We start from the raw sequence: 25718 nt of genomic DNA, 5'->3' as shown, positions 1-25718 counted from the left end.
TTTGTTTTTACATGTAGTAAATGGATGGACAAAAAGGACTTTATTTTAAAACTGTTTAGCGTTTTACCTTACCGCCCTGGCTGTGTGTTTTATCAGCAAGCAAATGCCGCTGAAGTATAAGTTGCAAGTGGTAACACCCACAAGGGCTAAGGGCGTAACACAAAGCGCTGAAACGCTAAACAATTTATATGTAAGTTAAAGAATAATTCTACTTTACGAAATCATACCTCGGTTACATAAAAACTTTACCTACTTATAAAAGACCTGGTTAAACTTGACTCTTAGCATCATCATACCAACCTTTAACGAAGCGGCTGTAATTGGGCGGCTGGTGCAATACCTGTTACTGCATTCAAGCGAAGGAACGGAAATACTGGTTGCTGATGGCGGAAGTACTGACATGACCCAACGCATAGCCACCGCTTCCGGAGCGAAGGTGGTAAACTGTGCGTGCAAAGGACGGGCGCCGCAGATGAACAAAGCTGCCTCAGGTGCAACCGGCAACGTTTTGTATTTTTTACACGCGGACACTTTTCCACCAGTCCAGTTTGAAAAGCAGATAAAGGGTGCTGTTGAAAACGGGTTTGGAAGTGGTTGCTTCAGGCTTCAGTTTGACGACCCGCATTGGTTCCTTAGCCTGAACGCCTGGTTTACGAGATTTGATCTGGATGCTGTTCGTTTCGGAGACCAGAGCCTGTTTGTGAAAAAAGAACTTTTTGAGCTGGCAGGCGGCTTTGATGAAAAACTGATCTTGCTCGAAGACCAGGAGATTATAACTCGCCTCCGGAAGCAGCAACCGTTCGTTGTTTTGCCGCAGGCAGTGGTAACATCTGCCCGGAAGTATAAAGAAGTGGGTGTTTACACGCTGCAGACAGGTTATTTTCTAATTTATACTTTGTACCGGATGGGCGTATCGCAGCGCAGGCTGGTACAGGTTTATCGGTGGCTGTTAACAAAATAATGTAAGGCCTGTCTGGTTTTTACTTTCAAAGCTCCAGTTTCAAAAGCCGGGGAAGTGCCTGCCCGGACAACCAGTATTCTTTTTTCTAAGTATAAGATTTGATGAATCTTTCTGAAAAACTGTTGAAATAAAATAAATGGCAAATATACTCATAGCCCAGGTACAATGTCCGGGGCAGCAGTTGCCATAGTCATATTAATAAGTACAGTTGGACCAAACAAATAACAACTTTATGAAAAAAGCACACCTGTTACCTTACACAGCGGTATTGGCCGGGATGATGATCTCCGGCTGCAGTTCCTCCACTACACCCGAGGATACGACTGCATCTACCACCACTGCCGAAACGGTAAATAAAAGCATGAACATGGGCAAAGGCCTTGACCTGGCTAACATGGATACAACCGTTAGCCCTTGTGAGGATTTTTACGAGTATGCGAACGGAGGATGGGTTAAGAACAATCCTATCCCTGCCTCTGAAAGCCGCTGGGGCTCCTTTAACGAGTTAGCCGAAAAAAATAATGCGGTGTTGCGCGGCCTGCTTTCTGAGGCAGCAGCTAACAAGACAGCAGCAAAAGGAACAGCTGCACAGTTAATAGGCGACTTTTATGCAGCGGGCATGGACTCGGTAGCCGTCAACAAGGCTGGCATTACCCCAATCAAGCCGGAACTCGACAAGATATCAGCCATTAAAAACAAGAGTGATCTTTTCCGGACAGTGGCAGACTTGAAAACCAAAGGCATTGGCGGGTATTTTAGTATGTATGTGTCTCAGGACGATAAGATCAGCACCCAATATGCACTGCAGGCAGGGCAGGGGGGGCTTGGCCTGCCGGATAGAGATTACTACCTGAAGGATGATGACCGATCAACCAAGATCAGACAGGAGTACCTGACACACCTGCAGAACATGTTCAAGCTGCTAGGGAATGATGCCACTACTGCCCAGAAAAAGGCAAAAACTGTAATGGATATCGAAACAAAGCTTGCCAAAGCATCGAAAGCACGGGTGGACCTGCGCGACCCTTATGCCAACTATAACAAGATGACAATACAGGAGTTTGCCAAGCAGAACCCTAATCTGAAGGTAAGCGAGCTTTTAACGGACATGGGAGCACAGGCTGCCAAAGAAATCATTGTTGGGCAGCCGGCCTTTTTCAAGGAGCTGAACAGCATGCTTAAAAATGTTCCGTTAGATGACTGGAAAACTTATACTACCTGGCACCTGGTACGGGAGATGGCGCCATACCTGAGCCAGGACTTTGTACAGGAGAACTTCAACTTTTATGGTAAAACGCTGACAGGCGCCAAAGAAATGCAGCCACGCTGGAAACGCGTGCTGCGTGCCTCTGACGCTGCGTTAGGCGAGGCCTTGGGGCAGCTTTACGTGCAGAAAACATTCTCGCCGGAGGCGAAGCAAAAAGCTATTGAGATGGTGAACAACCTGCAGGCAGCTTTTAAGGAGCACGTAAAGGACCTGGAATGGATGAGTGAAGAAACCAAACAGCGTGCAATGCAGAAACTGGAGTCATTTGCCGTGAAGATTGGCTACCCGGATAAGTGGAAAGACTACAAAGGCTTGGATGTTAGCAGAGATTCCTATGCAGCCAACGTGATGCGGGCAAGTGAATTTGCGTTTAAAGACAACATTGGCAAAATAGGGAAGCCTGTTGATCGGCAGGAGTGGTTTATGTCTCCGCCAACTGTAAACGCTTACTATAACCCTACGATGAACGAGATCGTGTTCCCGGCAGGCATTCTGCAACCTCCTTTTTTCGATCCGGAGGCTGATGACGCGGTGAACTATGGTGGTATGGGCGCCGTGATCGGGCATGAGCTCACACACGGCTTCGACGATCAGGGAGCCAAGTATGACTACGAAGGTAACCTGAAAGACTGGTGGTCTAAAGAAGACCTGGAGAAGTTTACCACGCGGGCTAATTCAGTGGCTGATCAGTACAACCAGTATACAGTGCTGGATAACCTGCATGTAAATGGTAAACTGACCATGGGTGAGAACATTGCAGATATCGGCGGACTTAACATAGCTTATACAGCTCTCCAAAAGGCGCTTGAAAAGAATAATCCTGGAAAAATAGCCGGATTAACGCCAGAGCAGCGTTTCTTCCTGGCATGGGCCCAGATCTGGCGCGTTAATGCCCGGGATGAGTACCTGAACCGCCAGATTTTAACAGACCCACATTCTCCTGGCCGCTTCCGAACCAACGGGCCGGTTTCAAATATGCCAGAGTTCTATGAGGCATTCGGGTGTAAACAGAATGATGAAATGTTTAAAGCAGAAGCGAACAGGATAAACATCTGGTAAACTCAGCTAAATAACAATAAAGAGAAAGGGGCCGCAAGTATTGCGGCCCCTTTCTCTTTATTGTTACCTATCTTATTTGTTGGTCATCTTTATTTTGTGCGGAACAATCTCCTTCGGCCAGTTACCACTTCCCACAGGTTCCTGCGCGATCTTCTCCACCACATCCATTCCATCTATTACTTCCCCGAAAACCGTGTATTCAGTATCCAGGCCAGGTTCGCCGCCAATGGTTTTGTAAGTCTCAATCTGCTGCGGGGTATATTGAATGTTGTGTTCAGCCTCATAAGCGCGTAGCTCTGCATCAGTTAGCGGCTCACCCAGCACAATGTAGAAATTGTGGGAGGAGGATTCCTTATCAGGGTTGTGTTCATCCCCGTAGCGGGCCATGGCAAGCGCTCCTTTTTTATGAATATGCTTTGGGTTGGTTTCCTGTGGAATCTTGTAAGCCCCATTTTTCATTTCCCGGTTATCAGAGTCGCCGCCTTGTATGGCAAAGCCTTTTACTACCCTGTAAAACTCGCCCTGGTCATAGAAACCAGCATTTGTCAAACGAACAAAATTAGCCCTGTGCAGCGGGGTGTCTTTGTAAAGCCTCACTTTGATGTCTCCCAGGCGGGTACTGATGACGGCAATACTATCAGGGTGCTGCTTTTCATAGGCCGAGAGTACCTCTACAGCAGTTTCTGAGGTGAGCGGCTCAAGCTTTGCTTCGGCTTCAGTTGGCTCTGTCTCATTGTTTGCATTTTCGGAACCTGACTGGTTGCACGAAGCAATAGGTAATAAGAAACCAGCCAGAAGCAAAGCACGCAGGATGGAGGGAAGGGAGGGGTTCTTTTTCATGGTCGTTTTGATTTACTGATATACTAATCTACAAATTGCTTGTTCAACTACCTAACTGCATTTTTCTAATTGTGGTTTTAGTGAATTTATTTGTAATAATAAAAGAATATTTGTGGGGCTGCATCTATTTATGTTAGAGTTACCGTAAAGGGTTTTTATGTAACATGGGCTGCATGTGTTTTTCTGCTGAAGGTAAAAAGGAAGGTGTAAGGAGAAAGTAGAGAACTACAGAATTCAATAGTTGAATGTTATAACATAAGATAAAGTTGTATTTGCTTTAGGCCGTTAAAAGGCTGTTTTATTAGAAAAAGTGAATATTTATTTTGTGTATGTAATATATTATCAATACTTTAGGATTGACGTCACTCAAATAGTTAGTTCATTTTTAATTTTTACACCTTAAACAAGTATGAAAAACTCATTACATTTAAGAAGCGCAATGCGCTCTGTTCTATTTGGCGCAGCCATGGCAACAGCAGCCTGCACCTTTACAGCTTGCGATCAGGAAGGCGCAGAAGTATCAAGCCCACAACAGGCAGTTGATGCTATGAGCCAGAACGGCGCATTGATAGATGGACAGTATATCGTTGTGTTTAACAAGAATGAGACACTGCGTATGGACGCGAGTGCTACTTATGAGCAGCGAGTAGACGCTATGCGTAAGTCAGGTCGTGAGATATTCGAGTCAAACGGAATTAAGGATGCTACTATTGAGCAGGCTTATGGTAAAGCCATCAATGGTGTAGCTGCTAAGTTAACAGCAAGTGAAGTAGAAGTTCTTCGTAACGACCCGCGTGTTGCTTATGTAGAGCAGGATAGAATTGTAACATTAGGCAAGCCAGGCACAGGTGGTGGTGGAACTACTGCAGGTCAGGAAGTTCCTTGGGGCATCACAAGAGTAGGTGGCCGAGTTAGTGGCGTTGGCAAAACTGCCTGGATCATTGACACTGGTATTAACCTGACGCACCCTGACCTGAATGTAGATGCTTCAAGAAGCATCTCTATGTTCACCTCCGGACGTGATGCTGGCTCAGCAGAAGATAATAACGGACATGGTAGCCACGTAGCCGGAACAATTGCGGCACTGGATAACAACATTGGTGTTGTAGGTGTAGCAGCTGGCGCTACTGTAGTAGCAGTTAAAGTGCTTGACTCTCGTGGTAGTGGTTCTTACTCTGGCGTTATCGCCGGTGTGGATTACGTTGCTGCAAACGGATCTGCTGGAGATGTAGCCAATATGAGCTTAGGCGGACCTGTATCACAAGCACTTGACGATGCTATCTTAGCAGCATCTAAAGATGTTAAGTTTGCCCTGGCAGCTGGTAATGAGAGTGCTGATGCAAATAATTCATCACCTGCCCGTGTTAATGGTAATAATATCTATACTGTGTCTGCGATTGACATAAATGATAAGTTCGCTTCATTCTCTAACTATGGCAACCCTCCTGTTGACTTTGCAGCTCCTGGAGTTAGCATCAAGTCTACCTGGAAAGGTGGTGGTTACAATACCATCAGTGGTACTTCCATGGCCTCTCCACACGTAGCAGGTCTGTTATTGTTAGGTAACATCGTATCAGGCGGTTCTGCAATCGGTGATCCTGATGGTCAGCCAGATACAATCGCACATCACTAAGAATAAGTTTAAAGTAGAGTGAATATAGGGGGCAGCCATTGGCTGTCCCTTTTTTCATGGCTAAAGTTCTTTACGCATTACAAAATCATTCATCCAATAGGGGCCAATTGCAATATCCTCCTCCTGGTGCACATAGTATCCACAGCCTTCATAAAATTGCTTTGCCTTGTTATAGCGGTTCACGTTCAGGTCCAGTTTGCCAGCGCCATGTGCTTTTACTTCCTCTTCCACAGCATGCAGTAAAAGTTTCCCATATCCTTTGCCCTGTTTCTCCGGTAAGAGATAAATCTTATTCAATTTATACACGCGTTCAGTTTCATCCTTCAGCGAGTAAGCCGCAAACCCAACCGGCCTGCTGTTTTCTTGCAACAGCAAGAAAACTTGCCCCTCCTGCATCTGTTTCTGAAGTGCTTTTTCCGTATAGATCACGCCAAACATATAATCTATCTGCTCTCTTGACAGGATGCTGCGATAGGTTGGTTCCCAGGTCGCTTCTGCAAGTTGTTTGATGACAGGAATGTCAGTGGCAGCAGCTTTGTGAATCGTAGTTTGATCTGTCATGATTGGTCTTTTAGGCTTGCTGCAAGTTATCATTGCTCTCCTGAAATCCCAATAAGGACCGGCCTTAAAAATTGACACAGGCTTATTGCAGCGGGGTGGCAGGGATAACATAAAGAACCTTTTTATAGTAAGCTGTAGGCAGTAAGTGCTGCATGGTTATTTTGCAGTTCCTTCCGGTATAGGGGATTCTGAAACGACGATTTCCGGATCAATAAAAGTATAGAATCTGGTACACATGAAAGGTGAAATTGCCGTAATAGGGGCTGGTATCTGTGGCTTGTCAACTGCTTATCTGTTGGCGCAAAGTGGGTTTAAGATCAACATTGTGGCCAGTGCATTCCCTCCTGATACAACTTCCGATAAAGCTGCTGCTTTCTGGTTCCCCTATCATATCCAGAATGACGAGAGGTGCATACACTGGTGCAGGACAAGCTACAATAAATATGTATCGCTGATGGAGAATACCGAAACCGGCATCAGCATGCACCAACTCCTGAAGGTAATAAAAGGAAATAGCGAAGCCACTCACACTGCGTGGCAAAGTTTTATGCCAGCGGGCGCTTACCAGGCTATAGCGAAAGCGGATCTAAAGGAAGGATACAAAACAGGCTTCACAATGCAAGTGCCATTGATAGAAACACACATCTTTCTGCCCTGGCTCATGGAAAACCTGAAACAAAGCGGCGTGGTTTTTATACAGCGTGATGTAAAGCGCCTGGCCGGGTTAACTGCAGCTCATGATTGGGTGATCAATTGCACCGGCCTTGGCTCGAGGGAGTTGTGCCATGATGAAAGCATTTATCCGGTAAGGGGCCAGATCGCCAAAACAGCTCCACAGCAGGGTTTTCCCATTTTTCTATATGAAGAGCAGCCTTTCTACATCGTCCCGAGGAGAGATGGGACCCTGATAGGCGGAACTTATGAAGAGAATGTTTGGGAGGCAGTACCTGAGGCAGAAACCATTGCGCGTTTGTACAGGCAAGCAGCTGAGTTATACCCTGTGCTGAAACAGGCTCCGCTTACCGGCAGTTGGGCAGGACTCAGGCCCTACAGGCCCGTAATAAGAGTTGAGCATGAAAGTGGCACAAACATAATCCATAACTACGGCCATGGTGGTAGCGGTTTTACACTTGCCTGGGGTTGCGCAGCGGATGTGGTAGGTATGGTAACAACCTGATCTGGTCATGTTATGCAAATTGTATGAGAATAGTAACTTTGTGTATAGCTAAACTTTAAAAGCATTTACTATGAAAGCGATTTTTCTGGAGGCCATCGGAAAGCCTTTTACACTGATAGATAAAGAAAAGCCAACGGCTGGCCCGGGGGAGGCCCTGGTACAGGTAAAGGCTGCAGCACTGAACCACCGTGACGTGTGGATACAACATGGACGGTATTTTACGAAAGAATATCCTGCTATACTTGGCTCTGACTGTGCCGGGATAGTTGCTGAAATAGGAGAGGGAGTGGATGAGACCTGGCTTGGGCAGGAGGTGATTGTAGACCCGTCATCTGATTGGGGAGAAAACCCGAGGGCACAGTCACGTCAGTTCAAGGTTTTAGGGATGCCTGAAGACGGTTCTTTTGCCGAGTACGTGAAAGTGCGGGCCGAAAACCTGCACCAGAAACCCGGGCACCTGAGCTTTGAAGAAGCTGCAGCGTTGCCCCTGGGAGGTGTTACTGCTTACCGGGCCATGTTTACCAAATGCAACCTGGCAGAGGGGGAACGTGTACTGGTGACTGGCGCGGGAGGCGGAGTGGCCTTGTTTGCGATACAATTCGCAGTTGCCGCTGGTGCCGAAGTATGGGTTACCTCAGGCACGGATGAAAAAATCGGACTGGCAAAAGACATGGGGGCTAAGGGCGGCGTTAACTATAAGCACGAGAACTGGGGCAAAGAGCTGAAGGCACTTGCAGGAGGTTTTGATGTGATCATAGACAGTGCTGGCGGTGAGGGGTTTGTGCAATTAGTAAAATTGGCAAATCCTGGAGGTCGTATTGCCATTTATGGGGGAACAACCGGCATGATCGGGCAACTGAACCCTGCGGAGCTGTTCTGGAAACAGCTTTCTATTCATGGCAGCACCATGGGCACAGCCAGTGACTTTGCACAAATGGTAAAGCTGGTAGATGAGAAAGAAATAAGACCGGTGGTAGACATTGTATACCCGCTGGAGGAAACCGAAGCAGCCATGCGCTATATGGAAGCAGGCAAGCAGTTCGGTAAAATAATAGTGAAGGTGGGAGAGTAGCATTCAGCTCCTTCTCGGAAAAATAAAAAGGCCACTGCACATGTATTGCAGTGGCCTTTTTACTTAGTTATACCTACCAGTGCTACTGGTTTTTATCCAAAAGGCTTAGCAGGAATGCATACTCTAATGCGGTTTCCTTGTAACGTTCAAATCTGCCGGATGCACCGCCATGGCCTGCCTCCATGTTTGTCTGGAGCAGGAGCAGGTTGTTATCGGTTTTCATGTCGCGCAGTTTAGCTACCCATTTGGCAGGTTCCCAATACTGTACCTGTGAATCGTGCAGGCCGGTGGTTACAAGCATGTTCGGGTATGCCTGCTCCTTTACGTTATCGTATGGGGAGTAAGAGAGCATGTAGTCATAAGAGGCTTTCTCAGCAGGATTTCCCCACTCATCAAACTCACCGGTCGTAAGCGGTATGCTGGTATCCAACATGGTAGTTACCACATCCACAAATGGCACAGCGGCTATTACACCCTTGTACAGTTCAGGACGCATATTAACTACAGCACCCATTAGCAGGCCACCTGCACTGCCACCCATTGCAAACAACTTGTCTGGGTTGGTGTAACCTTGCTCGATCAGGTACTCAGAGGCATCAATAAAGTCGGTGAAGGTATTTTTCTTTTTCATCATTTTACCCTCTTCGTACCACTTTCTGCCCATTTCCTGTCCGCCCCGGATGTGCGCGATGGCATAAACCCAGCCACGATCCAGGAGACTTAAACGTACTGAGCTGAAACCAGGATTGGTGCTGTAGCCATATGAGCCATAAGCATACTGAAGTGTCGGGTTGCTGCCATCAAGTTTAATGCCTTTTTTGTAGACTAATGAGATCGGGATCCTGGTGCCATCTTCGGCAGTAGCGTAAATGCGTTTGGCTTCGTAGTTCTCCGGATTAAAGTCGCCGACAACCTCCTGGCGTTTCATTAACTCCTGCTGCTTTGTCTCCATGTTATAGTCATAAGTGGAGTTTGGCGTGGTAAGAGAGCTGTACTCATAACGCAATGTCTTGCTGTCGAAGTCTGGGTTGGTGCTGATGTATGCGGTATATGCTTCTTCCCCAAAGTCGATGTAATAATCGGTCTTAGGGTCATTCCACTTCTTTATCCTGATCTGGGCAAGGCCGTTCTTACGCTCCTGCAGCGCCAGGTAATCCTTAAATATTTCGATACCTTCCAGTAATACATCCTCCCGGTGCGGGATCACATCTTTCCAGTTCTCTTTGCCAGGTTTGCTGATCGGAGTCTGCATCAGTTTAAAGTTTGTGGCTCCGTCCTTGTTAGTAACAATATAGAACTTGTCACCAAACTGGTCCACACTGTATTCCAGTCCTCTCTCACGCGGCTGGATAACTTTAAAAGTGCCATTCGGGTTGTTAGCGTCCAGGTAGCGATATTCGTTAGACAAGGTTGAGCCAGAGCCGATGATGATATACTTATCTGATTTTGTTTTGTAAACGAACGTGCTGAAAGTTTCATCTGCCTCGTGGTACACTTCCTTATCCTGCGAAGCTGGTGTGCCCAATGTATGTTTGAATATCTTGTAAGAGCGCAACGCAGGGTCTTTCATAGTATAATAGACCGTTTTGTTATCGTTGGCCCATACAGCGCTTCCCGTAGTGTTCAGTATCCTGTCCGGTAGCATCTTCCCGGTGCTCAGGTCTTTAAACCTGATGGTATACTTTCTGCGGCTCACGGTATCTTCTCCAAAGGCAAGTAGCTTGTTGTTAGGGCTCACATCCATACCGGCAGCGGCATAATAACTTAGTCCTTGTGCGCGTTCATTGGCATTAACCATTACCTCCTCAGGTGCCGAAAGCGTACCTTTCTTGCGGGCGTAGATGGGGTATTCCTTTCCTTCTTCGTAGCGGGTGTAATACCAGTAGCCATCATCTTTAAAAGGGACAGATTCATCCTTTTGCTTGATGCGCCCTACAATCTCCTGATACAGTTTCTGCTGCAGGTCTTCGGTGTCAGCCATTACCTGTTCGGTGTATTTGTTTTCAGCGTTCAGGTAAGCGATAACTTCCGGGTCTTCCCGTTGGTTCATCCAATAGTAGTTATCAATGCGGGTATCGCCGTGGGTGGTAAGTTCTTTCGGTACCTTTTTGGCGTCAGGGGGCTGGGGCAGTTGCGTGCTGGCCGGCATTGTGGAGGCTGCTGTACTTGCCTGCTCCACGGTAGCATTGCCTGTGTCTGCCGTTTTGCTGGACGAGCACCCTGTTGTGAACACTAGCGGTAAAACCAGTATGGAGGCGTAACCTGCCAATCTTAGTCTTTTTTCCATATTGTTTTATTTGTTGTTTAACATGAAAAGGAATAAAGCTTATTTTATTAAGTTAAAAATAAGCTTTTAAAAGGAGAAATAATCAATGCATAAGTTATGCATGCAGCGTATTATTTTTTATCTTGATGCATCACCTAATACAAACTCAAACTATGGCTACGCAAGAACAATTTGAAAGTGCAGTAGAAAGATCAAAAACTTTATCTGAGCGTCCGTCTAACGATGTATTATTAAAGCTTTATGCCTTGTTCAAACAAGCTACTGATGGCGATGTGAACACAGATCGCCCGGGTGGATTCGATTTCAAGAACATTGCCAAATGGGATGCCTGGAAAAAACAGGAAGGCAAAAGCAAAGAAGAAGCACGGGATGAATATGTGGCTTTCGTGGACACGCTCGTGAGCTAATTATTAGCTGAGTTTAGAAGCAAAAAAAGCAGCGATGGCAACATCGCTGCTTTTTTTATGTAGTATAAAACATTCTTAACACCTGCACGAAAGGCAAATTCATACAATTAAATATAAACCTTGTTATACTAATCTGCGGCGTATTCGTATAATCGTTATTGTATTAAATTAATAATCAATTGTTTATATATAATTAAATCTATTACCTTATTCATGTAGCTATGGAAAAAAATTACCCCTTAAGGGTGCTCATGTTTCTTCTGATGCTGTTACCATTTGCCGTATTTGGGCAAATAACTGTAAAAGGAACAGTGACTGACTTTGGCTCTGGTAAAGCATTACCAGGTGTTAGCGTTGCAGTAGTGGGCACAACAACTGGCACAATAACGGATGCGTCAGGCGAATATGTTATAACTCTACCCGGTAACTCCGGTAAACTTCAGTTCTCTTATTTAGGCTACGTTGCAGAAACAGTGGATGTAAATGCATCAGTAGATAAACTGGACGTGAGAATGCGTGAACGAACAACTAACCTACAGGAGGTAGTGGTTACAGGCCTTGCCACAACGGTAAAGCGGGCCAATGCCGCCAATGCTGTTGCTTCACTCAACACAAAAGAGCTCGTTGGTACTACTAATCCCCAGACTATTGATGGTGCCATAAGTGGCAAAGTGGTTGGGGCGAACGTAGTAACTAGTTCAGGTGCCCCGGGTGGAGGTATATCAGTAAAACTGCGGGGTGTAACCTCTATCTTTGGTGAGTCGGAGCCTTTGTATGTGATAGACGGAATTATCATGGATAACTCCTCTATTTCTGGAGGCCTGAATGCCGTAACTGCCGCAAGTGGTGGTGGCAACGCATCAAACCAGGACAACCCTTCAAACCGTATCGCTGACCTGAATCCGGACGATATTGAAAGTATAGAATTTCTGAAAGGAGCATCTGCAGCTGCTATCTATGGCTCGTTGGCTTCTGCAGGGGTGGTTGTGATCACAACTAAGCGAGGGGCCATGGGTAAAACAGTGGTTAATTTTTCGCAGGATGTTGGTATAGCTAAGGTCGCTAACCTGCTTGGGCGTCGAACCCTGACCGAGGATCGGGTACGCGCGTCTTTCGGCGCTGCCGCTGTGCCACTGTTCATAGCTGCCCGTGATGCAGGCCGGTTAGTAGATTATGAAGAGGAGCTTTACGGAAATACAGGAATGCTGTATAACACACGGCTAAACGTTAGCGGAGGCTCTGAAAAAACACAGTTCTTTGTAGGAGGACTTTTGCAGGATGAAGAAGGTATAGTGAAACACACGGGCTACAATAAAAAGTCTCTCCGTTTTAACCTCGACCACACCATTTCTGAGCGATTCGATTTTAGCCTTAGCACGAACTATATTAACTCTTCAGCAGATCGGGGCTTAACAAACAATGATAACGCGGGTATTTCTTTTGGTGTGGCGCTGTCTTCTACGCCAAGTTTTGTGGATCTTTTCCCGAATGAAAGCGGCATTTATCCTAACAACCCATTTGGTGCTTCCAACTTCCTGCAAACACGCGATCTGATTACGAATAACGAAAGTACGAACCGCTTTCTAGGGGGCCTCACGGCTAACGCCAAGTTATATGAAACTGATATGACCTCCACCAGGTTTACGTTTCGTGCAGGTCTGGATTTTTATAACTTAAAAACAGAAGCCCTTTTCCCGAGACTACTGCAGTTTCAGTCAGGAGGCAATGGTACGGGTGGTGCATCTATTCAGGGCAATAACTTTAACCTGAACACCAATTTTGCCGCTTTCCTGGTAAACAACCTATACCTTTCTGATAAGACCGTAACATTTACCACGACAATAGGTGCCACCAGGGAAAATTTTAACCAGGACCGCATCCTGAATGTAGCAACGCAGTTAATAGGCAGCCAGACAAACCTGGACCAGGCAGGTGCAATTGATGTAGAGCAAACTGTTATAGAAGAACGCAACAAGGGCTTGTTCTTTCAGGAAGAGTTTAACTTCAAGGATCAGTTGATCGCTACTGCCGGCCTGCGACTGGATAAATCATCAAACAACGCGGATGCGAACGAGTTTCAGGCTTTTCCTAAATTCTCTTTAGCAGCAAACCTGGCTAATTTCGACTTCTGGAATTATGAGCAGCTTAGCATGGTAAAACTAAGGGTGGCTTATGGGCAGGCAGGCGGATTTCCGGTATTCGGAGCAAAGTATACTTCTTTGGTACCGTTTAATATTGGAGGTGTGCCGGGCCTGATCAACTCGCTGCAACGCGGCAACGGAGACATACAGCAAGAGCGCCAGGAAGAACTGGAGGCAGGTCTGGATATTGGCTTCTTGGGAAGCAGAATCGTTTTTGAGGGTACTGTGTACCAGAAAACAGTGCGTGACCTCATATTGGTGCAAAACGTTCCAGCCTCTTCAGGTTTTACTACCCGCTATGTTAACGGGGGTGAACTTCAGAACAAGGGTTTAGAGCTGGCTTTAAGTGCCACACCAGTCGAAACACCCGGCTTTAAATGGGATTCCAGAACCAGTTACTGGCTAAACAGGTCTAAAATGACAGAGCTGAATGTTCCGGCTTTCCCACTGGGTGGTTTTGGTAATACTTTGGGTACATTCTTTATAGAAGAAGGTAAATCCGTTACACAGATAGTTGGTATAAAAGGCGACGAAGGCGTTGTGAAACTTGGTGACGCATCCCCGGACTTCCAGATGAACTTCCAGAACTTTTTCACCATCCAGCAGAACCTGACCTTTTCTTTTCTGCTTCACTGGAAAAAAGGTGGTGACAACATTAACCTTACTGAACTCCTAACAGACTTGGGCGGAACCTCTCCTGACTTTGATGACGATGACGATGGCGATGGAATACCCAATGCAGAAGAGCGAATTGCGGCACTTGGTGTAAGTGCTGAGCCATTTGTTCAAAACTCTTCTTACCTGCGCCTGCGTGAAATAGGGCTCTATTACAGTGTGCCTGTTACAGCCCTGCAAAGTGTATTCGGTACGGTGGTGCGCAACCTTAGGGTAGGTGTTTCTGCAAATAACCTGTTCACCGTAACTGACTACAGAGGCTATGATCCGGAAGTTTCCAACTTTGGAAGCAATGGACTTTCAACAGGTGTGGATGTAACTCCATTCCCGAACTCCAGAAGAATGTTTTTCCATCTGTCAGTTGGCTTTTAATTAAATGAGATCATGAAAAAGAATCATACTATACTATACCATACCAGAATATTGTTAGGGATGCTCTTGGTAACTGTAGCACTTCCAGCCTGTGAGGTAGATGACATAAGTGACCCTAATAACCCGACCATAGAATCGGTACTTGAAAATGCTACTGTAGACGACCTGAACAACCTGGTGGTAGGAACAGAGGCAGGCATGCGAAATGTTTTGGGTACTTACTATGATGATGTTAGTGTAATTGGCCGGGAAGTATACCGGTTTTCAGGGGCAGATCCTCGCTTCACATCTGACTTACTAGGCTTTGGTAGCGCAACCCTGGATAACAACACATTTTATACTACAAACCCCTGGGCAGCCCGCTATCGGGTTGTAAAGAACACAAATACCCTGATTGGTGCAGTAAACAACACAGCATTGGTAACAGACACCCAAAAACAGGGCTATTTAGGTTTTGCTAAAACCATTAAGGCGCATCAGTTGCTGATGAACCTGACCCTGATGAACGAAAATGGTATCCGGATAGATGTGGACGATATCAACAACCTCGGGCCGATTGTTGACAAAGCTGCGGCACTGGAGGCGATTGCAAGCCTGCTGGATGAGGCACAGGGTCATTTGCAAAACTCCGGAAGTGAGTTTGCTTTTCCTTTATCAGATGGATTTATAGGTTTTAATAAACCAGAAACATTCCTGGAGTTTAACCGGGCTCTGGCTGCCCGCGTGGCAGTTTACAGGAGCAATTTTCAGGATGCCCTTACTGCTCTTGATAACTCATTCCTGGAACTGAATGATAATTTTGAAAGAGGTGTGTATTACGTGTTCAGTACAGCGCCGGGAGATCAGCTGAACCCGCTTTTCTTTGCACGAAATGCGACAGGTGAAGTTCGTTTGGCGCATCCTGGTTTTGTTGCGGATGCCACCCCAGGCGATGATCGTTTGTCTAAGGTAGCATTACGAGATGCTCCGGCAACCCAAAGCGGATTAACCAGCAAGTATGACGTAGCCTTGTATGACTCTAATGTGGATCCGGTGCCGATCATCCGAAACGAAGAACTCATCCTGATCTATGCAGAAGCAAAGATACAAACTGGCCAGTTGCAGGATGCCGTTGATGCTCTTAATATTATACGGACCGGACATGGGCTGCAGCCATATTCCGGACCTGTTACGCAGGCAGCCTTAATAGATGAAATGCTGCGGCAACGCCGATATTCCTTGTACTTTGAAGGGCATCGCTGGATTGATATGCGGCGGTATAACAGGTTGGATCAATTACCAATAGACCGCCCGGGAGATGATGTATGGGTTAATTTCCCGATTCCTTTTTCAGAGCTAAGCGTTTAAGGATATACTATTTTTAAGTAATAGCTTTAAATAAAAGAGGGGCTTTTAAGCCCCTCTTTTATTTACCTTTCCAGCTATGCCCGCAATCGTAGCAGGTGTGTTTTCTGCTCAGAAACGGTAAAGGAAAGCCGAGTAGCAAATAGCTGACAGAAAAAACGGTTTTATTGAATTTCTCTTCTGCCACATTCTCTGACGCACAATCAGGACACCTGATCGCTTCCTGGTGCTCCTGCATAGGCGGGGCCAGTTCAATACTGTCGTAGTCAAACAATGAGCTTCCTTCCTCGATCCGCGATAGTATGGCTTTTGCCTCCATTACATCGTTTTCCGTGACTTTCAGCTTTACACCGCCCACTGCAACCGAATAAAAAGGTTGAGCGCTTACAATATTCTCATCGCCCAAAAAACACAGGATGCCTTCAGCCTCCAGTCTCCCTTTCATAATATGGGCTTCTGTGGCATCATTAAATGCAGCAATAGTTATCAGGCGTTCAGGCATAATGTAAGATTATTTCTTAGGAGGAAGGTCAAATGCCTCCGCCTCGTGCTCAAAATGGCCTTTGTGGGATCCATCGCAGAATGGCTTGTTCTTAGATAAGCCACAGCGGCAGATAGAAACAAGCTCTCTGCCCCCTAAACCATACACATTTCCGTTTTTATCAACTATTTCAAATTCTCCCTCTACACGTAAAGAACCATTGTTGTTTACTGTAAGCCTTGTTTTTGCCATTTCGTATTTTTTTAGGTATAAACAAATATAATGAATTTTAACATAGCACTTGCTGCCCGGGCATTATTGGTAGGGTATAAAGCAAAACAGGCACCGGAGAAGCCGGTGCCTGTTCAAATAATGAAGCTATTTACGCTTATTTGCTATACACGTAAGTAAAAGTTTCACGGGTGCCGTTTGGTTTTGTGATTGTTTGGCTCACAGGGTACCCATTGTCGTCGTACTGATACGTGTAAGTATATTTGTACGTTTTTTTGCTACCATGTACTAGCATAGACGAGGCTAACATGTTGTTAGGGCTGCTGGCAGTGCCTGGTTCCGCAAACTCATGAAATGGGTTTTGGTTAGTGTCGTACGAATAGGTAGTAGTAGAGAAAAGCTTCGCCTGACCTTTGTCATCAACCACAAACTGCTTTTCCTGTGTATAATTTCCGTTAGGCAATACTTCGTAGGTAGTATAAGATTTGGCAACGCCTGCCTTATCACCCGATTCAACGCCTTCAAATACAGTTTTCTTATTCAGATTTTTATCAGCGGTATAATCATACTTGCTGTACGTACTGTATTCAACCTTGCCGCCATTAAAATAAGACGTCGTAGTAGTGGTTAACAAGCCCTTATCGTTGTAAGTATACGCTTGCTCAGAGAGAACAGCATTGTTGCTGCCTGCATGGGTTGTTGCTGTAGTAAGTTTGCCTTTAGCGTCGCGGACAAACTTCTCGAAACTCTCCAGTTTACCAGTTGCTTTGTCGTAATAATTGATCTGGGTCAGTTGCTTTCCCGCAAAGTCGTAGGAAGTGACTTCCGCAGAGTCTGCCATGATCTGAGATATTGCGCCTTGCTTAAATTCCGGCTCCAATGATTCTTGTTCCCTCTTGTCGCAAGAGCTAAATGCTACCACACCAAACATGAGCATGGCAGGTAAAAAATTGTTTTTCAATTTCATTTGGCTAAATGTTGAAAAAGTTAAAAAATAACCCACCAGCCACCTGCTGCTGACGGGTTGTTGTGAGAACGGTAAGAAGCTTGTAATAATTGCACTTTGTTAGATAATATTTTGTGGCAGGTGTAAAGGAGATGGTTTTTAATATGGCATTTTGCTATGTAACAATTTGATAGTCAATTTATTTATTGGCTTTATTGCGTTGGGTGTCATTCCGTAAAAAAAGTGACAATTATTTAAATATAGGATTTAATATATTTTAAGTGTATATAAAATTGTTAATTTAAACTTGCACTTTTCGCAATGGAAAGTAATTCATCCCCTGCATCTATGTCGTGGCGAAGATGGTCAGTAAAATTGATTTCAATCCGTAGAGCTTTCAATCCTTGTACACCCTGCATCTCCTCCAGGTCCAGGCGTTCAACGTGTTTGTCAATGTATCCTTCGGATTGCAGGAACTCGATATACCGGATATATTCATCCACTTCTTTCTGCTGCGTATAAACAATAGCTATCTTGCCAGGCTGCGTCAGGCGCTCATCCGTGCCGCGTATTGTTGCCTTGTCTATGCGCTTCTTAATTATCTCATACCGAATGTTATTCGCGCCTTCCACATCAAATTTTTTCTCATCCAGCCTAAACCTGATCGAGATAGGGTCGCTGTGCACAAGTATAAGCTGTGTGATTTCCAGGGGTAGTTTAAGGTTAGCACGCAGTTTGTGAATGCGCCTTGCAATTTCGCAGGTGAGCATGAGTTGCCACAGGCGCATGTTTTTGAGGTAAATAGGTTCGAAGTTGCCGTTGTTCAGCAGCGAAGCGCCAATGTAGATATTATACTCCAGGCCGTCTGTTTTATACTTCTCAAAATAATGAGGAAAAATCTGCTGTGCTTTTTCCTCCTCCCGGTCCAGGAACGACGATATCGTTTCGTTGATCAGGTACAGGCTCTCCTCGTAAGCTTTACGCTTATTATACACTACTCTGTAAGGGTTTTTTATCGCGGATAAATACGCTTGTATAGCCTCCGAAGCGGCTGGGTTCTTTTTGCTGAAGTGGTCGAACAGCGGCTCTACTTCGGTTCGGAGGAAGTGCAGGATCGTCCCTTCGTCATCGGATGCTATTTCGTGCATGATGTTTTGGGAATACTTATCCATTTTAAAGATCAGCTCATCCAGGATAGGGAGGGGCAGGTTATCTTTTACGGCAAGTATAACTTCTTTTGCTAAAACGAGTTGCTCCAGCAGGTCCCCCTGAATGGCTTTGTTGCGTTCTGTGGCAGACCCACGGATATCGGATGCACCATAAAGCGGATAAATGTCACGGAACACGATCGGCTCAATTTCAGGCGAGTTGTTTCGCTCCATTTTCTCAAGTAAGTTAATGGCAGCCTGCGTAAATCGCCACTCAACAATTGGATGGATGGCCGTATATTTCTCCTTGATAACATTTTGGATGCTACTACGCAGTTCGTCCAGGCTACGGTTCATGGCCAGGGCAAACAATGGGAGAATCTCCTTTAACTTTATTGTGGACAGCGCATTCAGTTCTCCGGGTATGGGAGAGGCCAGCTCCATTAACCCTATGATCTTGCCTTCATACGCTAATGGGGCAATGATCAGGTTACGTATCCCGGACTCCAGTAACTGGTCTTCGATCTGGGTTGGGTTCGGGAATACATTCAGATCTTCAACAACAATGGTATGCCCTCTTCTGATCACAGGCTCATAAATGGAGCCGCGCAGGTCAGATAGTTTTATGTCTGAATTATGCGTGAGTATCAGGCCATTCCAGATTTTGCGTGCGTAAGTGGTGTCAAACTCACGCATGGCCGGGCAGGAGGCAAAGCCCAGTTTAATACCGGGTAAACCAAACAGCACGCGTAATTTTTGCTGCAGGCTTTCAAACCCTTCTACAGTAGAAACTGAATCACGGTCCAGCAGCTCGTATCTTAAGGAAGAGATAGTTTCTTCGTTCGTTACTTCCGTGAAATCGTAAATGGCAAAACCGCTGAACTCAAAGTTTTCCGGTGGCACTTTCTGCATCCATAGGTCAAGGTCGTTATACCGGTTAATGAGGTAGTTGATTTCCTGAGCACTCATTTGCTTGATCTCGCCTTTAGCCCTAACCTGCATAAACTTTAGGTCTATGCTTAACTTATAATGGCGCTGCAAGCCGGTAAGTTTATCTTTTATAGTAAATATAAAAGGCTCATCTACATAGAAATTGGCATTATAGAACTGGTCCAATATAATGGTGTAGGCTGAGATCATTAGCCTGAACAACAATGTCTTATTATCTATGTTGAGTTTCTCGGAGTAGTTGTTGCCACCTAAAAGCTTCAGCTCCTCCAGGCGAGGGGTGGCGTAAAAGCTTTCGAAATGGAATGGCACCACAACAGCCTTCAGGTTATTTTCCCAGAGAGCGCCCGGAAAAATGTCCTCCATCAGAATGTCAACTGTCTCAATGTGCTTCTCTATGACAGAAACATCGTGAATTGAACCAATAAGTTCAGGACGGTTACGCAGTAATTCCGCTAACTGACGCACGCGATCTACATTGCAACTGGGGTCTGTTTTTATCTTATCCTCCCAGTAAGCAATTAAAGGCGATAAACTAAGAGCGGTATCAAACGGAAATTGATCTACACTTAGAATAATGTCATCGTTGTTAGTAATAGAAACGACAGTTTCATGGAAGCTGCCTTTGTGGTGTTTACTCATATGATCTGAATAGCTTTTAAGCCAAGGATGTTGAATACCTGTATGTTTTTGTGTCATACAGGGGGCTTTCTTATGCCTATAAACGAAACTTCGCCCTAAAAGATAACAAGCAGCAGGTTGTTATATTGTTATCTTTATGACTGTGTGGTGTTTACATGAATGATATATTACACTTTATTTTAATAAAGCTCACTAAATATCTTTATGGCACAAAATTTATGAGTATAAACGTTGTTACAAAACTTAATATAATACCTACTATGAAATTGAAAGGACTTAGAAGTTTAGTGTTGGCATTTGTGCTTACAGCAGTTACGCTTTCGGTGCAGGGGCAATCACAGTCAAAGTCGCAGGTGGAGCAGAGCCTGAAAGAGTTCAGGACCTGGATGCAGCAGAAGTCCAGCCAGGCCGATAGCACTATCCGGAGGGAGTGGCCCACCGTGAAAGAGGAGTATAAAGAGCTGACCTATTCGCTTGACCAGAACACGAAAAGTATGACAGAAAGCTCCAGGAGCGAGTACGCAGCAATGAAACAGCGTTACAAGGAATGGGAGGAGCGAAATGAAACCCGTAAAGCTGTTGACTTGGATGGGCAGGAGCTGGAGCGTTGGGAACGTACAATGACAGGTACAACACATATTGGCCGAATTAAGCCTGCTCTCCTGCGCGACGCTTTTGCGCGCGCCCTGGATTATACCCGTGAGGAAAGGCGCAACTGGAGCCTGCGTGACTGGGATTATGCTGAATTTGTGCTGGGTGAACTACAAACGCGTAAGTCAGAGTTGCTGGATAAACTTAACAATGGTGATAAAATTAAAATAGCGGCGCTGCAGGTAGAATTTGTTACGCTCAAAAAGAGCCGTGAAGCAAAGGATGCTTACCAGGAGATGCGGGAAGAGAAAAGATAACGCATATTTAAAATAACATATAAAGCAGAAAGCCCCGGCAACCATCAGGTTGCCGGGGCTTTCTGCTTTATATGTTATATGGCATTCTGGCCTTTTGTTCCGCCAGACTGTTTTTCGTTTGCATTGCGTCCCTGGTCCGGACTCTTATTCTGTTTCTGATCGGTCAGGTGACGATTCTCTTTTACATCATTCTTATCTCTGGCCTCTGGCTTGCTCTGTTTGTTGCGGTCTTGATTGTGTCCTTTTGTCATAGCTTGTTTTTATTGGTTTTATACCTTGTTGTACGGGGTGCAGTGGGGTAAGTTAAAAACCATGACTGGCAGGCCTCTTTTGCGGCTTACAGAAGAGTGTGGATAACTGGTGGGGAAGTTCTGGGTAAACCTGCGCAGGCTTCTGTTAAAAAACCCTATTTTTGTAACCGGCTTTTACCTAAAACCTCATTATACCATGCACATTGCAATTGTAGGCAATATTGGCGCTGGCAAAACTACCCTGGCCACCAAACTGTCGCAACACTTTAAGTGGGACCTGTACCTGGAAGCGGTTGAGAACAACCCCTACCTGAAAGACTTTTATGAAGACATGGAGCGATGGTCTTTCCATTTACAGGTGTTTTTCCTGAACAGCCGTTTTAACCAGGTACAACAGATCAAGTTGAATGGCCGTAGCGTTATTCAGGATAGAACTATTTATGAGGATGCGCATATTTTTGCCAAAAACCTCCATCAGTCAGGCCTCATGACCACGCGCGACTATGACAACTACCTCTCCCTGTTTAACTCAATGATAAGCATGGTGAAGGCTCCAGACCTGATGATCTACCTGAAGGCAGACCTCCCTAAATTGATAGGGCAGATTGAAAAACGAAATCGTGACTACGAAAATAATATCCGAATAGACTATCTGCGCAACCTTAACGAGCATTATAATACCTGGATGGGTAATTATGACCAAGGCAAGCTTTTAGTAATAGATGTTAACAAACTGGATTTTGTTGCCAACCAGGAAGATCTGGGTACTATTATTGAGAAAGTACAAGTTGAGTTGTTCGGGTTGTTTTAGTAACAACCTGCCAGCCTTTATAACGGCTGCTTCACCAAATAGGGTGAGGCAGCCGTTTTTTATTTACACATCCTGTTACACTTAAGCTACGTTCTGCTATCCTCTTATTCTTCAATTAATTTTTATCAGGCAGTTTATCGCTACTACACATTTCTGCAATACTTACCAGGATTTTAATTACTGGAATATAGGTATTATTGGTTTTTACAGGCAAATAATTAATATTAAATATAATTATTTTAAAAAATATGTTATTTTCATATAACAATATTTAAATAATACGTAATACTCTTGTATCTATAAAAACTACAATAAATGTTAAAACTAACCAAAACCCTGTGTATTGGGCTATGTGCCTCAATGCTAATGTTCTCTTGCTCAAAAGATGCAGAGGATATGACCCCTTCGTCCACCTTAAGTGGTGTGTCTACAGATGCAGCAAAGGCTGCAAGTACTAATTCTTTTGGTTTCTCTAATCTCAGAAGTACAGACGGCATGACCTGGTCTTTTGACGTTGTAAGAGTTGGGGATAACACAGGTGCAAATGCAAATACAGTAATGCTTGCATTGGTAGGTTGTGACAGCCAGCCAATTATGCTGTCATCAGGCAATGTAAGCTCCCTGACTATGCAAAAAGCAGGAGGTCCTGTTCAGACACTTGCACTTTCTTTTTTAGAGAGTAGTGCCAATGCCTGTGCCATGGCAGCTACACCTGGTTATGTGCGGTTCGCAGATTTTGATGGCAATGTTAAGGATGGTTCTGTTTATACATTCTCTGTTACACTTAATGCTGCCGTTCAGGTAACCAGCGCTACAGTTGGTGTGAAGGCTGGCAACGAGTGTGTGCAGGGATCAATGGTGGGCCCTGGTTGCACATTTGTAGAAGATATTTGCGGTTTTGGACAAGGTGCCTTCCATAAAGAAGGGAGTTGGGGTGGTAATACAGTTGTGCTAGGTGGTCATACCTACACGGAAGCTGAAGGCCTTGCCATGATGAATCCAAATGCAAACAACGGCAATAAAACCATAGGTTTTGCCTTTTCCCAGGGAGCTACAGTGGAGCTTAATAAAAAGCTTGGACACATTTCGGCTACAGCATATGCATCTAAAATGGCAGCTATCAATACCTACTTGGCAGGATTCGATAAGTTAACTGAAACCAGTGCAGCCACTTTATATGATGACAGCCCAGAGGCAACAGCTGCGAAGGAAGCTGCCGGCTATATCGGAAATCACATTAAATGTGACGTAGAGTAATTTCTCTTGAAACATAAGTATAGTAAGAGGTGAGGTTCTGATGAGCCTCACCTCTTTTATTATGAGGCTTTCAAATCAATCCCACTTTCACCACACCTTAAATTTTACTACCTTCCATACTGGAACTAACCTTTAAAAATAATGAAACCACGCCACATTCTTTTTGCGTCGGCAATTGCGGCAGCCACTTTTGGCTGTACCAACAGCACTACAGAAGGAGAAACGACATCAACAGCCGTTCAAGCCGACGATAGCATACAACAAAAGCTGGACATGTATACAGACGTTCGGCTGTCAGCTGATCTGAGTAAGCTTAGCGAGAATGAAAAGAAGATGCTCCCGCTGCTGATCGAGGCAGGCGACATCATGAATCAATTGTTCTGGTATGAAGCGTATGGTAAACGCGACTCTTTGATGGCAGCTTTGGATAGCGCTCCTTTAAAGCGTTTTGTTCAGATCAATTACGGCCCTTGGGATCGCCTGAACAACAACGAACCTTTTATAGCAGGGGTAGGGCCGAAGCCGGAAGCCGCTAATTTCTATCCGGCCGACATGACGAAGGAAGAGTTTGAAAAAGCTGATCTGAAAGATAAGACCAGCCAGTACACATTCCTGCGTCGCGATGCGAACGGTAAACTCATTACAGTGCCTTATCATGTGCAGTTTAAGGATGAGGTAAAGCGTGCCTCCGATCTACTGAAGCAGGCTGCTAACTTAGCTGATGATCCAGGGCTAAAGAAGTACCTGAACCTGCGAGCTGAGGCATTGCTGACAGATAACTACCAGCCAAGTGATCTTGCCTGGATGGACATGAAGAACAATAAAATAGATATTGTTATAGGTCCTATAGAAACTTACGAAGACAGGCTGTTTGGTTATAAGGCGGCACATGAGGCGTATGTACTGGTAAAAGATATGGAGTGGAGTGAAAAGCTGGCGAAGTATGCCGCTTTCCTGCCTGAGCTTCAGCGCGGCCTTCCGGTACCAGCTAAGTACAAGAAAGAAACACCAGGTACCGATTCTGATCTGAATGCCTACGATGTGGTTTACTATGCCGGAGACAGTAATGCCGGTAGCAAGACCATTGCCATCAACCTGCCGAACGATGAAGAGGTGCAGTTAAAACGCGGTACACGTCGTTTACAATTAAAGAATGCGATGCGTGCCAAGTTTGATAAGATCATGGTGCCTATTGCCGACGAACTGATTGTAGAGGACCAGCAGGACCATGTAACGTTTGATGCTTTTTTTGCTAATACAATGTTCCATGAGGTGGCGCACGGTTTAGGTATCAAGAACACGGTTAACAACAAAGGAACCGTACGTGAAGCCTTGAAAGAACGTGCTTCCGCTTTGGAAGAGGGCAAAGCTGATATACTTGGCCTGTACATGATCACGCAGCTGAACGAGAAAGGGGAGTTAGACGGAGACCTGAAAGATTTCTATACTACCTTCCTGGCAGGTATATTCCGTTCGGTTCGCTTTGGTGCATCCAGCGCACATGGTAAAGCTAACATGGTACGTTTTAACTTCTTTAAAGAGAACGGCGCTTTCGAACGTGATGAGCAGACTGGTAAATACCGGGTGAATTATGATAAGATGCGCCAGGCCATGAACAAACTGTCTGAGAAGATACTGACCTTGCAGGGTGAAGGCGACTATGCCGGTGTAGGTGAACTGTTAGATAACCAGGGCCAGGTAGACGCAAAACTGCAAGCTGACCTTGACAGACTGGCCAAAGCTAACATACCAGTAGACATCGTTTTTGAGCAAGGAGTAGATGTACTTGGCTTAAAATAGGCTGGTGCTATATTTTGTATTAATCTTGTAATTAATTGTTTATAGGGCTTTGTGGCTCAATAAGGCTGCCCGAAAAGGCAGATTAAATTTAAAAGGCTTTATAAGTTAGTTAACCGGCTGTATCATTTTGGTGCAGCCGGTTTTTTTTTAGTAAAAAGCTGAAGCAGGGAAGGGAATAGCAGCTTGTAACTAAAATAGTTTAAACAAAAAGCAATAGCATAGAGTATGATATTCTTGCTGAACAGCCTATAAATCAATTGTTTAAACTTTAAAACCAACCATGAAAAGCTTTTTTGATTTTAACAGAAACAGCCCCGAAGAGCGTCAGGAGCGAAACAAGATGTACCCGGAATTATCCAGATTTCACATTGCTTTGCGTGAGGAAATGAGTGAGGAGGAATACCAGGCTTTCTATGCTTCAGAAAAAGAATCCCTGAGGCAAAGCAGACCTATCATTCATCAAAATAAAAACAAATGGATCTCAGCTTATTAAGACGTT

The 25718-nt window shown here is 45.1% G+C and carries 21 protein-coding genes; 13 read left to right on the top strand and 8 right to left on the bottom strand.

Going from position 1 to position 25718, the window contains the following annotated elements; genetic code table 11:
* Positions 1-274: 274 nt before the first annotated feature.
* Both ACSX1A_RS12900 and ACSX1A_RS12895 read left to right on the top strand, forming a co-directional pair.
* Positions 275-961: a TIGR04283 family arsenosugar biosynthesis glycosyltransferase gene (locus ACSX1A_RS12900; RefSeq protein ID WP_439880055.1), complete on the top strand. Its 687-nt coding sequence runs from the start codon at positions 275-277 to the stop codon at positions 959-961.
* Between the two features lie 232 nt (positions 962-1193).
* Positions 1194-3287: a M13 family metallopeptidase gene (locus tag ACSX1A_RS12895; RefSeq protein WP_439880054.1), complete on the top strand. Its 2094-nt coding sequence runs from the start codon at positions 1194-1196 to the stop codon at positions 3285-3287.
* 72 nt (positions 3288-3359) lie between these two features.
* Here ACSX1A_RS12895 and ACSX1A_RS12890 read toward each other — a convergent pair whose 3' ends face one another.
* Entirely contained in the window at positions 3360-4127 is a 768-nt protein-coding gene (locus ACSX1A_RS12890) for a peptidylprolyl isomerase (RefSeq protein WP_439880053.1), read from the bottom strand.
* Positions 4128-4536: 409 nt separating this feature from the next.
* On the opposite strand from ACSX1A_RS12890, the gene ACSX1A_RS12885 reads away from it, so the two are divergent.
* Positions 4537-5760, top strand: a complete 1224-nt coding sequence (locus tag ACSX1A_RS12885; protein ID WP_439880052.1) for a S8 family serine peptidase — start codon at positions 4537-4539, stop codon at positions 5758-5760.
* Between the two features lie 60 nt (positions 5761-5820).
* On the opposite strand, the gene ACSX1A_RS12880 is transcribed toward ACSX1A_RS12885, so the two are convergent.
* A complete protein-coding gene (locus ACSX1A_RS12880; RefSeq protein ID WP_439880051.1) occupies positions 5821-6321 on the bottom strand; it encodes a GNAT family N-acetyltransferase in 501 nt (166 codons plus the stop codon).
* 235 nt (positions 6322-6556) lie between these two features.
* Here ACSX1A_RS12880 and ACSX1A_RS12875 point away from each other — a divergent pair, with 235 nt between their 5' ends.
* A complete protein-coding gene (locus tag ACSX1A_RS12875) occupies positions 6557-7498 on the top strand; it encodes an FAD-dependent oxidoreductase (protein WP_439880050.1) in 942 nt (313 codons plus the stop codon).
* A 70-nt stretch (positions 7499-7568) separates the two neighbouring features.
* Positions 7569-8570 carry a quinone oxidoreductase family protein gene (locus ACSX1A_RS12870; protein WP_439880049.1) on the top strand — a complete coding sequence of 334 codons (1002 nt, stop codon included), beginning with the start codon at positions 7569-7571 and terminating at the stop codon, positions 8568-8570.
* An 82-nt stretch (positions 8571-8652) separates the two neighbouring features.
* On the opposite strand, the gene ACSX1A_RS12865 is transcribed toward ACSX1A_RS12870, so the two are convergent.
* Positions 8653-10857: a S9 family peptidase gene (locus ACSX1A_RS12865; RefSeq protein ID WP_439880048.1), complete on the bottom strand. Its 2205-nt coding sequence runs from the start codon at positions 10855-10857 to the stop codon at positions 8653-8655.
* 152 nt (positions 10858-11009) lie between these two features.
* Here ACSX1A_RS12865 and ACSX1A_RS12860 point away from each other — a divergent pair, with 152 nt between their 5' ends.
* The 3 genes from ACSX1A_RS12860 to ACSX1A_RS12850 all read left to right on the top strand — a co-directional run bounded on the left by ACSX1A_RS12860 (position 11010) and on the right by ACSX1A_RS12850 (position 15799).
* A complete protein-coding gene (locus tag ACSX1A_RS12860) occupies positions 11010-11264 on the top strand; it encodes an acyl-CoA-binding protein (RefSeq protein ID WP_439880047.1) in 255 nt (84 codons plus the stop codon).
* 221 nt (positions 11265-11485) lie between these two features.
* On the top strand, positions 11486-14452 hold the full coding sequence (locus ACSX1A_RS12855) for a SusC/RagA family TonB-linked outer membrane protein (protein ID WP_439880046.1): 2967 nt from the start codon (positions 11486-11488) through the stop codon (positions 14450-14452).
* 12 nt (positions 14453-14464) lie between these two features.
* Positions 14465-15799 (top strand): RagB/SusD family nutrient uptake outer membrane protein, encoded by a 1335-nt coding sequence (locus ACSX1A_RS12850; RefSeq protein ID WP_439880045.1) that lies wholly within the window; start codon positions 14465-14467, stop codon positions 15797-15799.
* A 58-nt stretch (positions 15800-15857) separates the two neighbouring features.
* Here the strand turns inward: ACSX1A_RS12850 and ACSX1A_RS12845 are convergent, their stop codons facing one another.
* The 4 genes from ACSX1A_RS12845 to ACSX1A_RS12830 form a co-directional block, all read right to left on the bottom strand.
* A complete protein-coding gene (locus ACSX1A_RS12845; protein ID WP_439880044.1) occupies positions 15858-16298 on the bottom strand; it encodes a putative signal transducing protein in 441 nt (146 codons plus the stop codon).
* A gap of 9 nt (positions 16299-16307) precedes the next feature.
* Positions 16308-16529: a CDGSH iron-sulfur domain-containing protein gene (locus tag ACSX1A_RS12840; protein WP_299824300.1), complete on the bottom strand. Its 222-nt coding sequence runs from the start codon at positions 16527-16529 to the stop codon at positions 16308-16310.
* A 136-nt stretch (positions 16530-16665) separates the two neighbouring features.
* A complete protein-coding gene (locus tag ACSX1A_RS12835; RefSeq protein ID WP_439880043.1) occupies positions 16666-17475 on the bottom strand; it encodes a hypothetical protein in 810 nt (269 codons plus the stop codon).
* A 275-nt stretch (positions 17476-17750) separates the two neighbouring features.
* Complete coding sequence (locus ACSX1A_RS12830; RefSeq protein ID WP_439880042.1) at positions 17751-20192, bottom strand: GAF domain-containing protein; 2442 nt, start codon at positions 20190-20192, stop codon at positions 17751-17753.
* A 260-nt stretch (positions 20193-20452) separates the two neighbouring features.
* Between ACSX1A_RS12830 and ACSX1A_RS12825 the strand changes: the two genes are divergently transcribed.
* Positions 20453-21100, top strand: coding sequence for a hypothetical protein (locus tag ACSX1A_RS12825; protein ID WP_439880041.1), 648 nt, complete (start codon positions 20453-20455; stop codon positions 21098-21100).
* A 74-nt stretch (positions 21101-21174) separates the two neighbouring features.
* On the opposite strand, the gene ACSX1A_RS12820 is transcribed toward ACSX1A_RS12825, so the two are convergent.
* The gene (locus ACSX1A_RS12820; RefSeq protein ID WP_439880040.1) at positions 21175-21351 is read right to left on the bottom strand and encodes a hypothetical protein; all 177 of its coding nucleotides are present in this window, start codon (positions 21349-21351) and stop codon (positions 21175-21177) included.
* Positions 21352-21547: 196 nt separating this feature from the next.
* Between ACSX1A_RS12820 and ACSX1A_RS12815 the strand changes: the two genes are divergently transcribed.
* The 4 genes from ACSX1A_RS12815 (at position 21548) to ACSX1A_RS12800 (ending at position 25712) form a co-directional block, all read left to right on the top strand.
* The gene (locus ACSX1A_RS12815) at positions 21548-22162 is read left to right on the top strand and encodes a deoxynucleoside kinase (RefSeq protein WP_439880039.1); all 615 of its coding nucleotides are present in this window, start codon (positions 21548-21550) and stop codon (positions 22160-22162) included.
* A gap of 315 nt (positions 22163-22477) precedes the next feature.
* Complete coding sequence (locus tag ACSX1A_RS12810) at positions 22478-23419, top strand: hypothetical protein (RefSeq protein ID WP_439880038.1); 942 nt, start codon at positions 22478-22480, stop codon at positions 23417-23419.
* 141 nt (positions 23420-23560) lie between these two features.
* Positions 23561-25219: a dipeptidyl-peptidase 3 family protein gene (locus tag ACSX1A_RS12805; protein WP_439880037.1), complete on the top strand. Its 1659-nt coding sequence runs from the start codon at positions 23561-23563 to the stop codon at positions 25217-25219.
* Positions 25220-25499: 280 nt separating this feature from the next.
* Entirely contained in the window at positions 25500-25712 is a 213-nt protein-coding gene (locus tag ACSX1A_RS12800) for a hypothetical protein (RefSeq protein WP_439880036.1), read from the top strand.
* Positions 25713-25718: the final 6 nt, after the last annotated feature.

The sequence above is a fragment of the Pontibacter sp. MBLB2868 genome, from assembly GCF_051904785.1.
GTDB lineage: Bacteria > Bacteroidota > Bacteroidia > Cytophagales > Hymenobacteraceae > Pontibacter.
Note: the sequence above shows the minus strand (reverse complement) of the source record. Positions and strands in the feature narration are given on the sequence as shown.

Coding starts and splice junctions, on each gene's coding strand:
- ACSX1A_RS12820 (WP_439880040.1), bottom strand. CDS start 21,351: ATGACAAAAGGACACAATCAAGACCGCAACAAACAGAGCAAGCCAGAG.
- ACSX1A_RS12890 (WP_439880053.1), bottom strand. CDS start 4,127: ATGAAAAAGAACCCCTCCCTTCCCTCCATCCTGCGTGCTTTGCTTCTG.
- ACSX1A_RS12810 (WP_439880038.1), top strand. CDS start 22,478: ATGTTAAAACTAACCAAAACCCTGTGTATTGGGCTATGTGCCTCAATG.
- ACSX1A_RS12800 (WP_439880036.1), top strand. CDS start 25,500: ATGAAAAGCTTTTTTGATTTTAACAGAAACAGCCCCGAAGAGCGTCAG.
- ACSX1A_RS12840 (WP_299824300.1), bottom strand. CDS start 16,529: ATGGCAAAAACAAGGCTTACAGTAAACAACAATGGTTCTTTACGTGTA.
- ACSX1A_RS12855 (WP_439880046.1), top strand. CDS start 11,486: ATGGAAAAAAATTACCCCTTAAGGGTGCTCATGTTTCTTCTGATGCTG.
- ACSX1A_RS12875 (WP_439880050.1), top strand. CDS start 6,557: ATGAAAGGTGAAATTGCCGTAATAGGGGCTGGTATCTGTGGCTTGTCA.
- ACSX1A_RS12825 (WP_439880041.1), top strand. CDS start 20,453: ATGAAATTGAAAGGACTTAGAAGTTTAGTGTTGGCATTTGTGCTTACA.
- ACSX1A_RS12830 (WP_439880042.1), bottom strand. CDS start 20,192: ATGAGTAAACACCACAAAGGCAGCTTCCATGAAACTGTCGTTTCTATT.
- ACSX1A_RS12850 (WP_439880045.1), top strand. CDS start 14,465: ATGAAAAAGAATCATACTATACTATACCATACCAGAATATTGTTAGGG.
- ACSX1A_RS12815 (WP_439880039.1), top strand. CDS start 21,548: ATGCACATTGCAATTGTAGGCAATATTGGCGCTGGCAAAACTACCCTG.
- ACSX1A_RS12860 (WP_439880047.1), top strand. CDS start 11,010: ATGGCTACGCAAGAACAATTTGAAAGTGCAGTAGAAAGATCAAAAACT.
- ACSX1A_RS12805 (WP_439880037.1), top strand. CDS start 23,561: ATGAAACCACGCCACATTCTTTTTGCGTCGGCAATTGCGGCAGCCACT.
- ACSX1A_RS12865 (WP_439880048.1), bottom strand. CDS start 10,857: ATGGAAAAAAGACTAAGATTGGCAGGTTACGCCTCCATACTGGTTTTA.
- ACSX1A_RS12870 (WP_439880049.1), top strand. CDS start 7,569: ATGAAAGCGATTTTTCTGGAGGCCATCGGAAAGCCTTTTACACTGATA.
- ACSX1A_RS12835 (WP_439880043.1), bottom strand. CDS start 17,475: ATGAAATTGAAAAACAATTTTTTACCTGCCATGCTCATGTTTGGTGTG.
- ACSX1A_RS12885 (WP_439880052.1), top strand. CDS start 4,537: ATGAAAAACTCATTACATTTAAGAAGCGCAATGCGCTCTGTTCTATTT.
- ACSX1A_RS12895 (WP_439880054.1), top strand. CDS start 1,194: ATGAAAAAAGCACACCTGTTACCTTACACAGCGGTATTGGCCGGGATG.
- ACSX1A_RS12880 (WP_439880051.1), bottom strand. CDS start 6,321: ATGACAGATCAAACTACGATTCACAAAGCTGCTGCCACTGACATTCCT.
- ACSX1A_RS12845 (WP_439880044.1), bottom strand. CDS start 16,298: ATGCCTGAACGCCTGATAACTATTGCTGCATTTAATGATGCCACAGAA.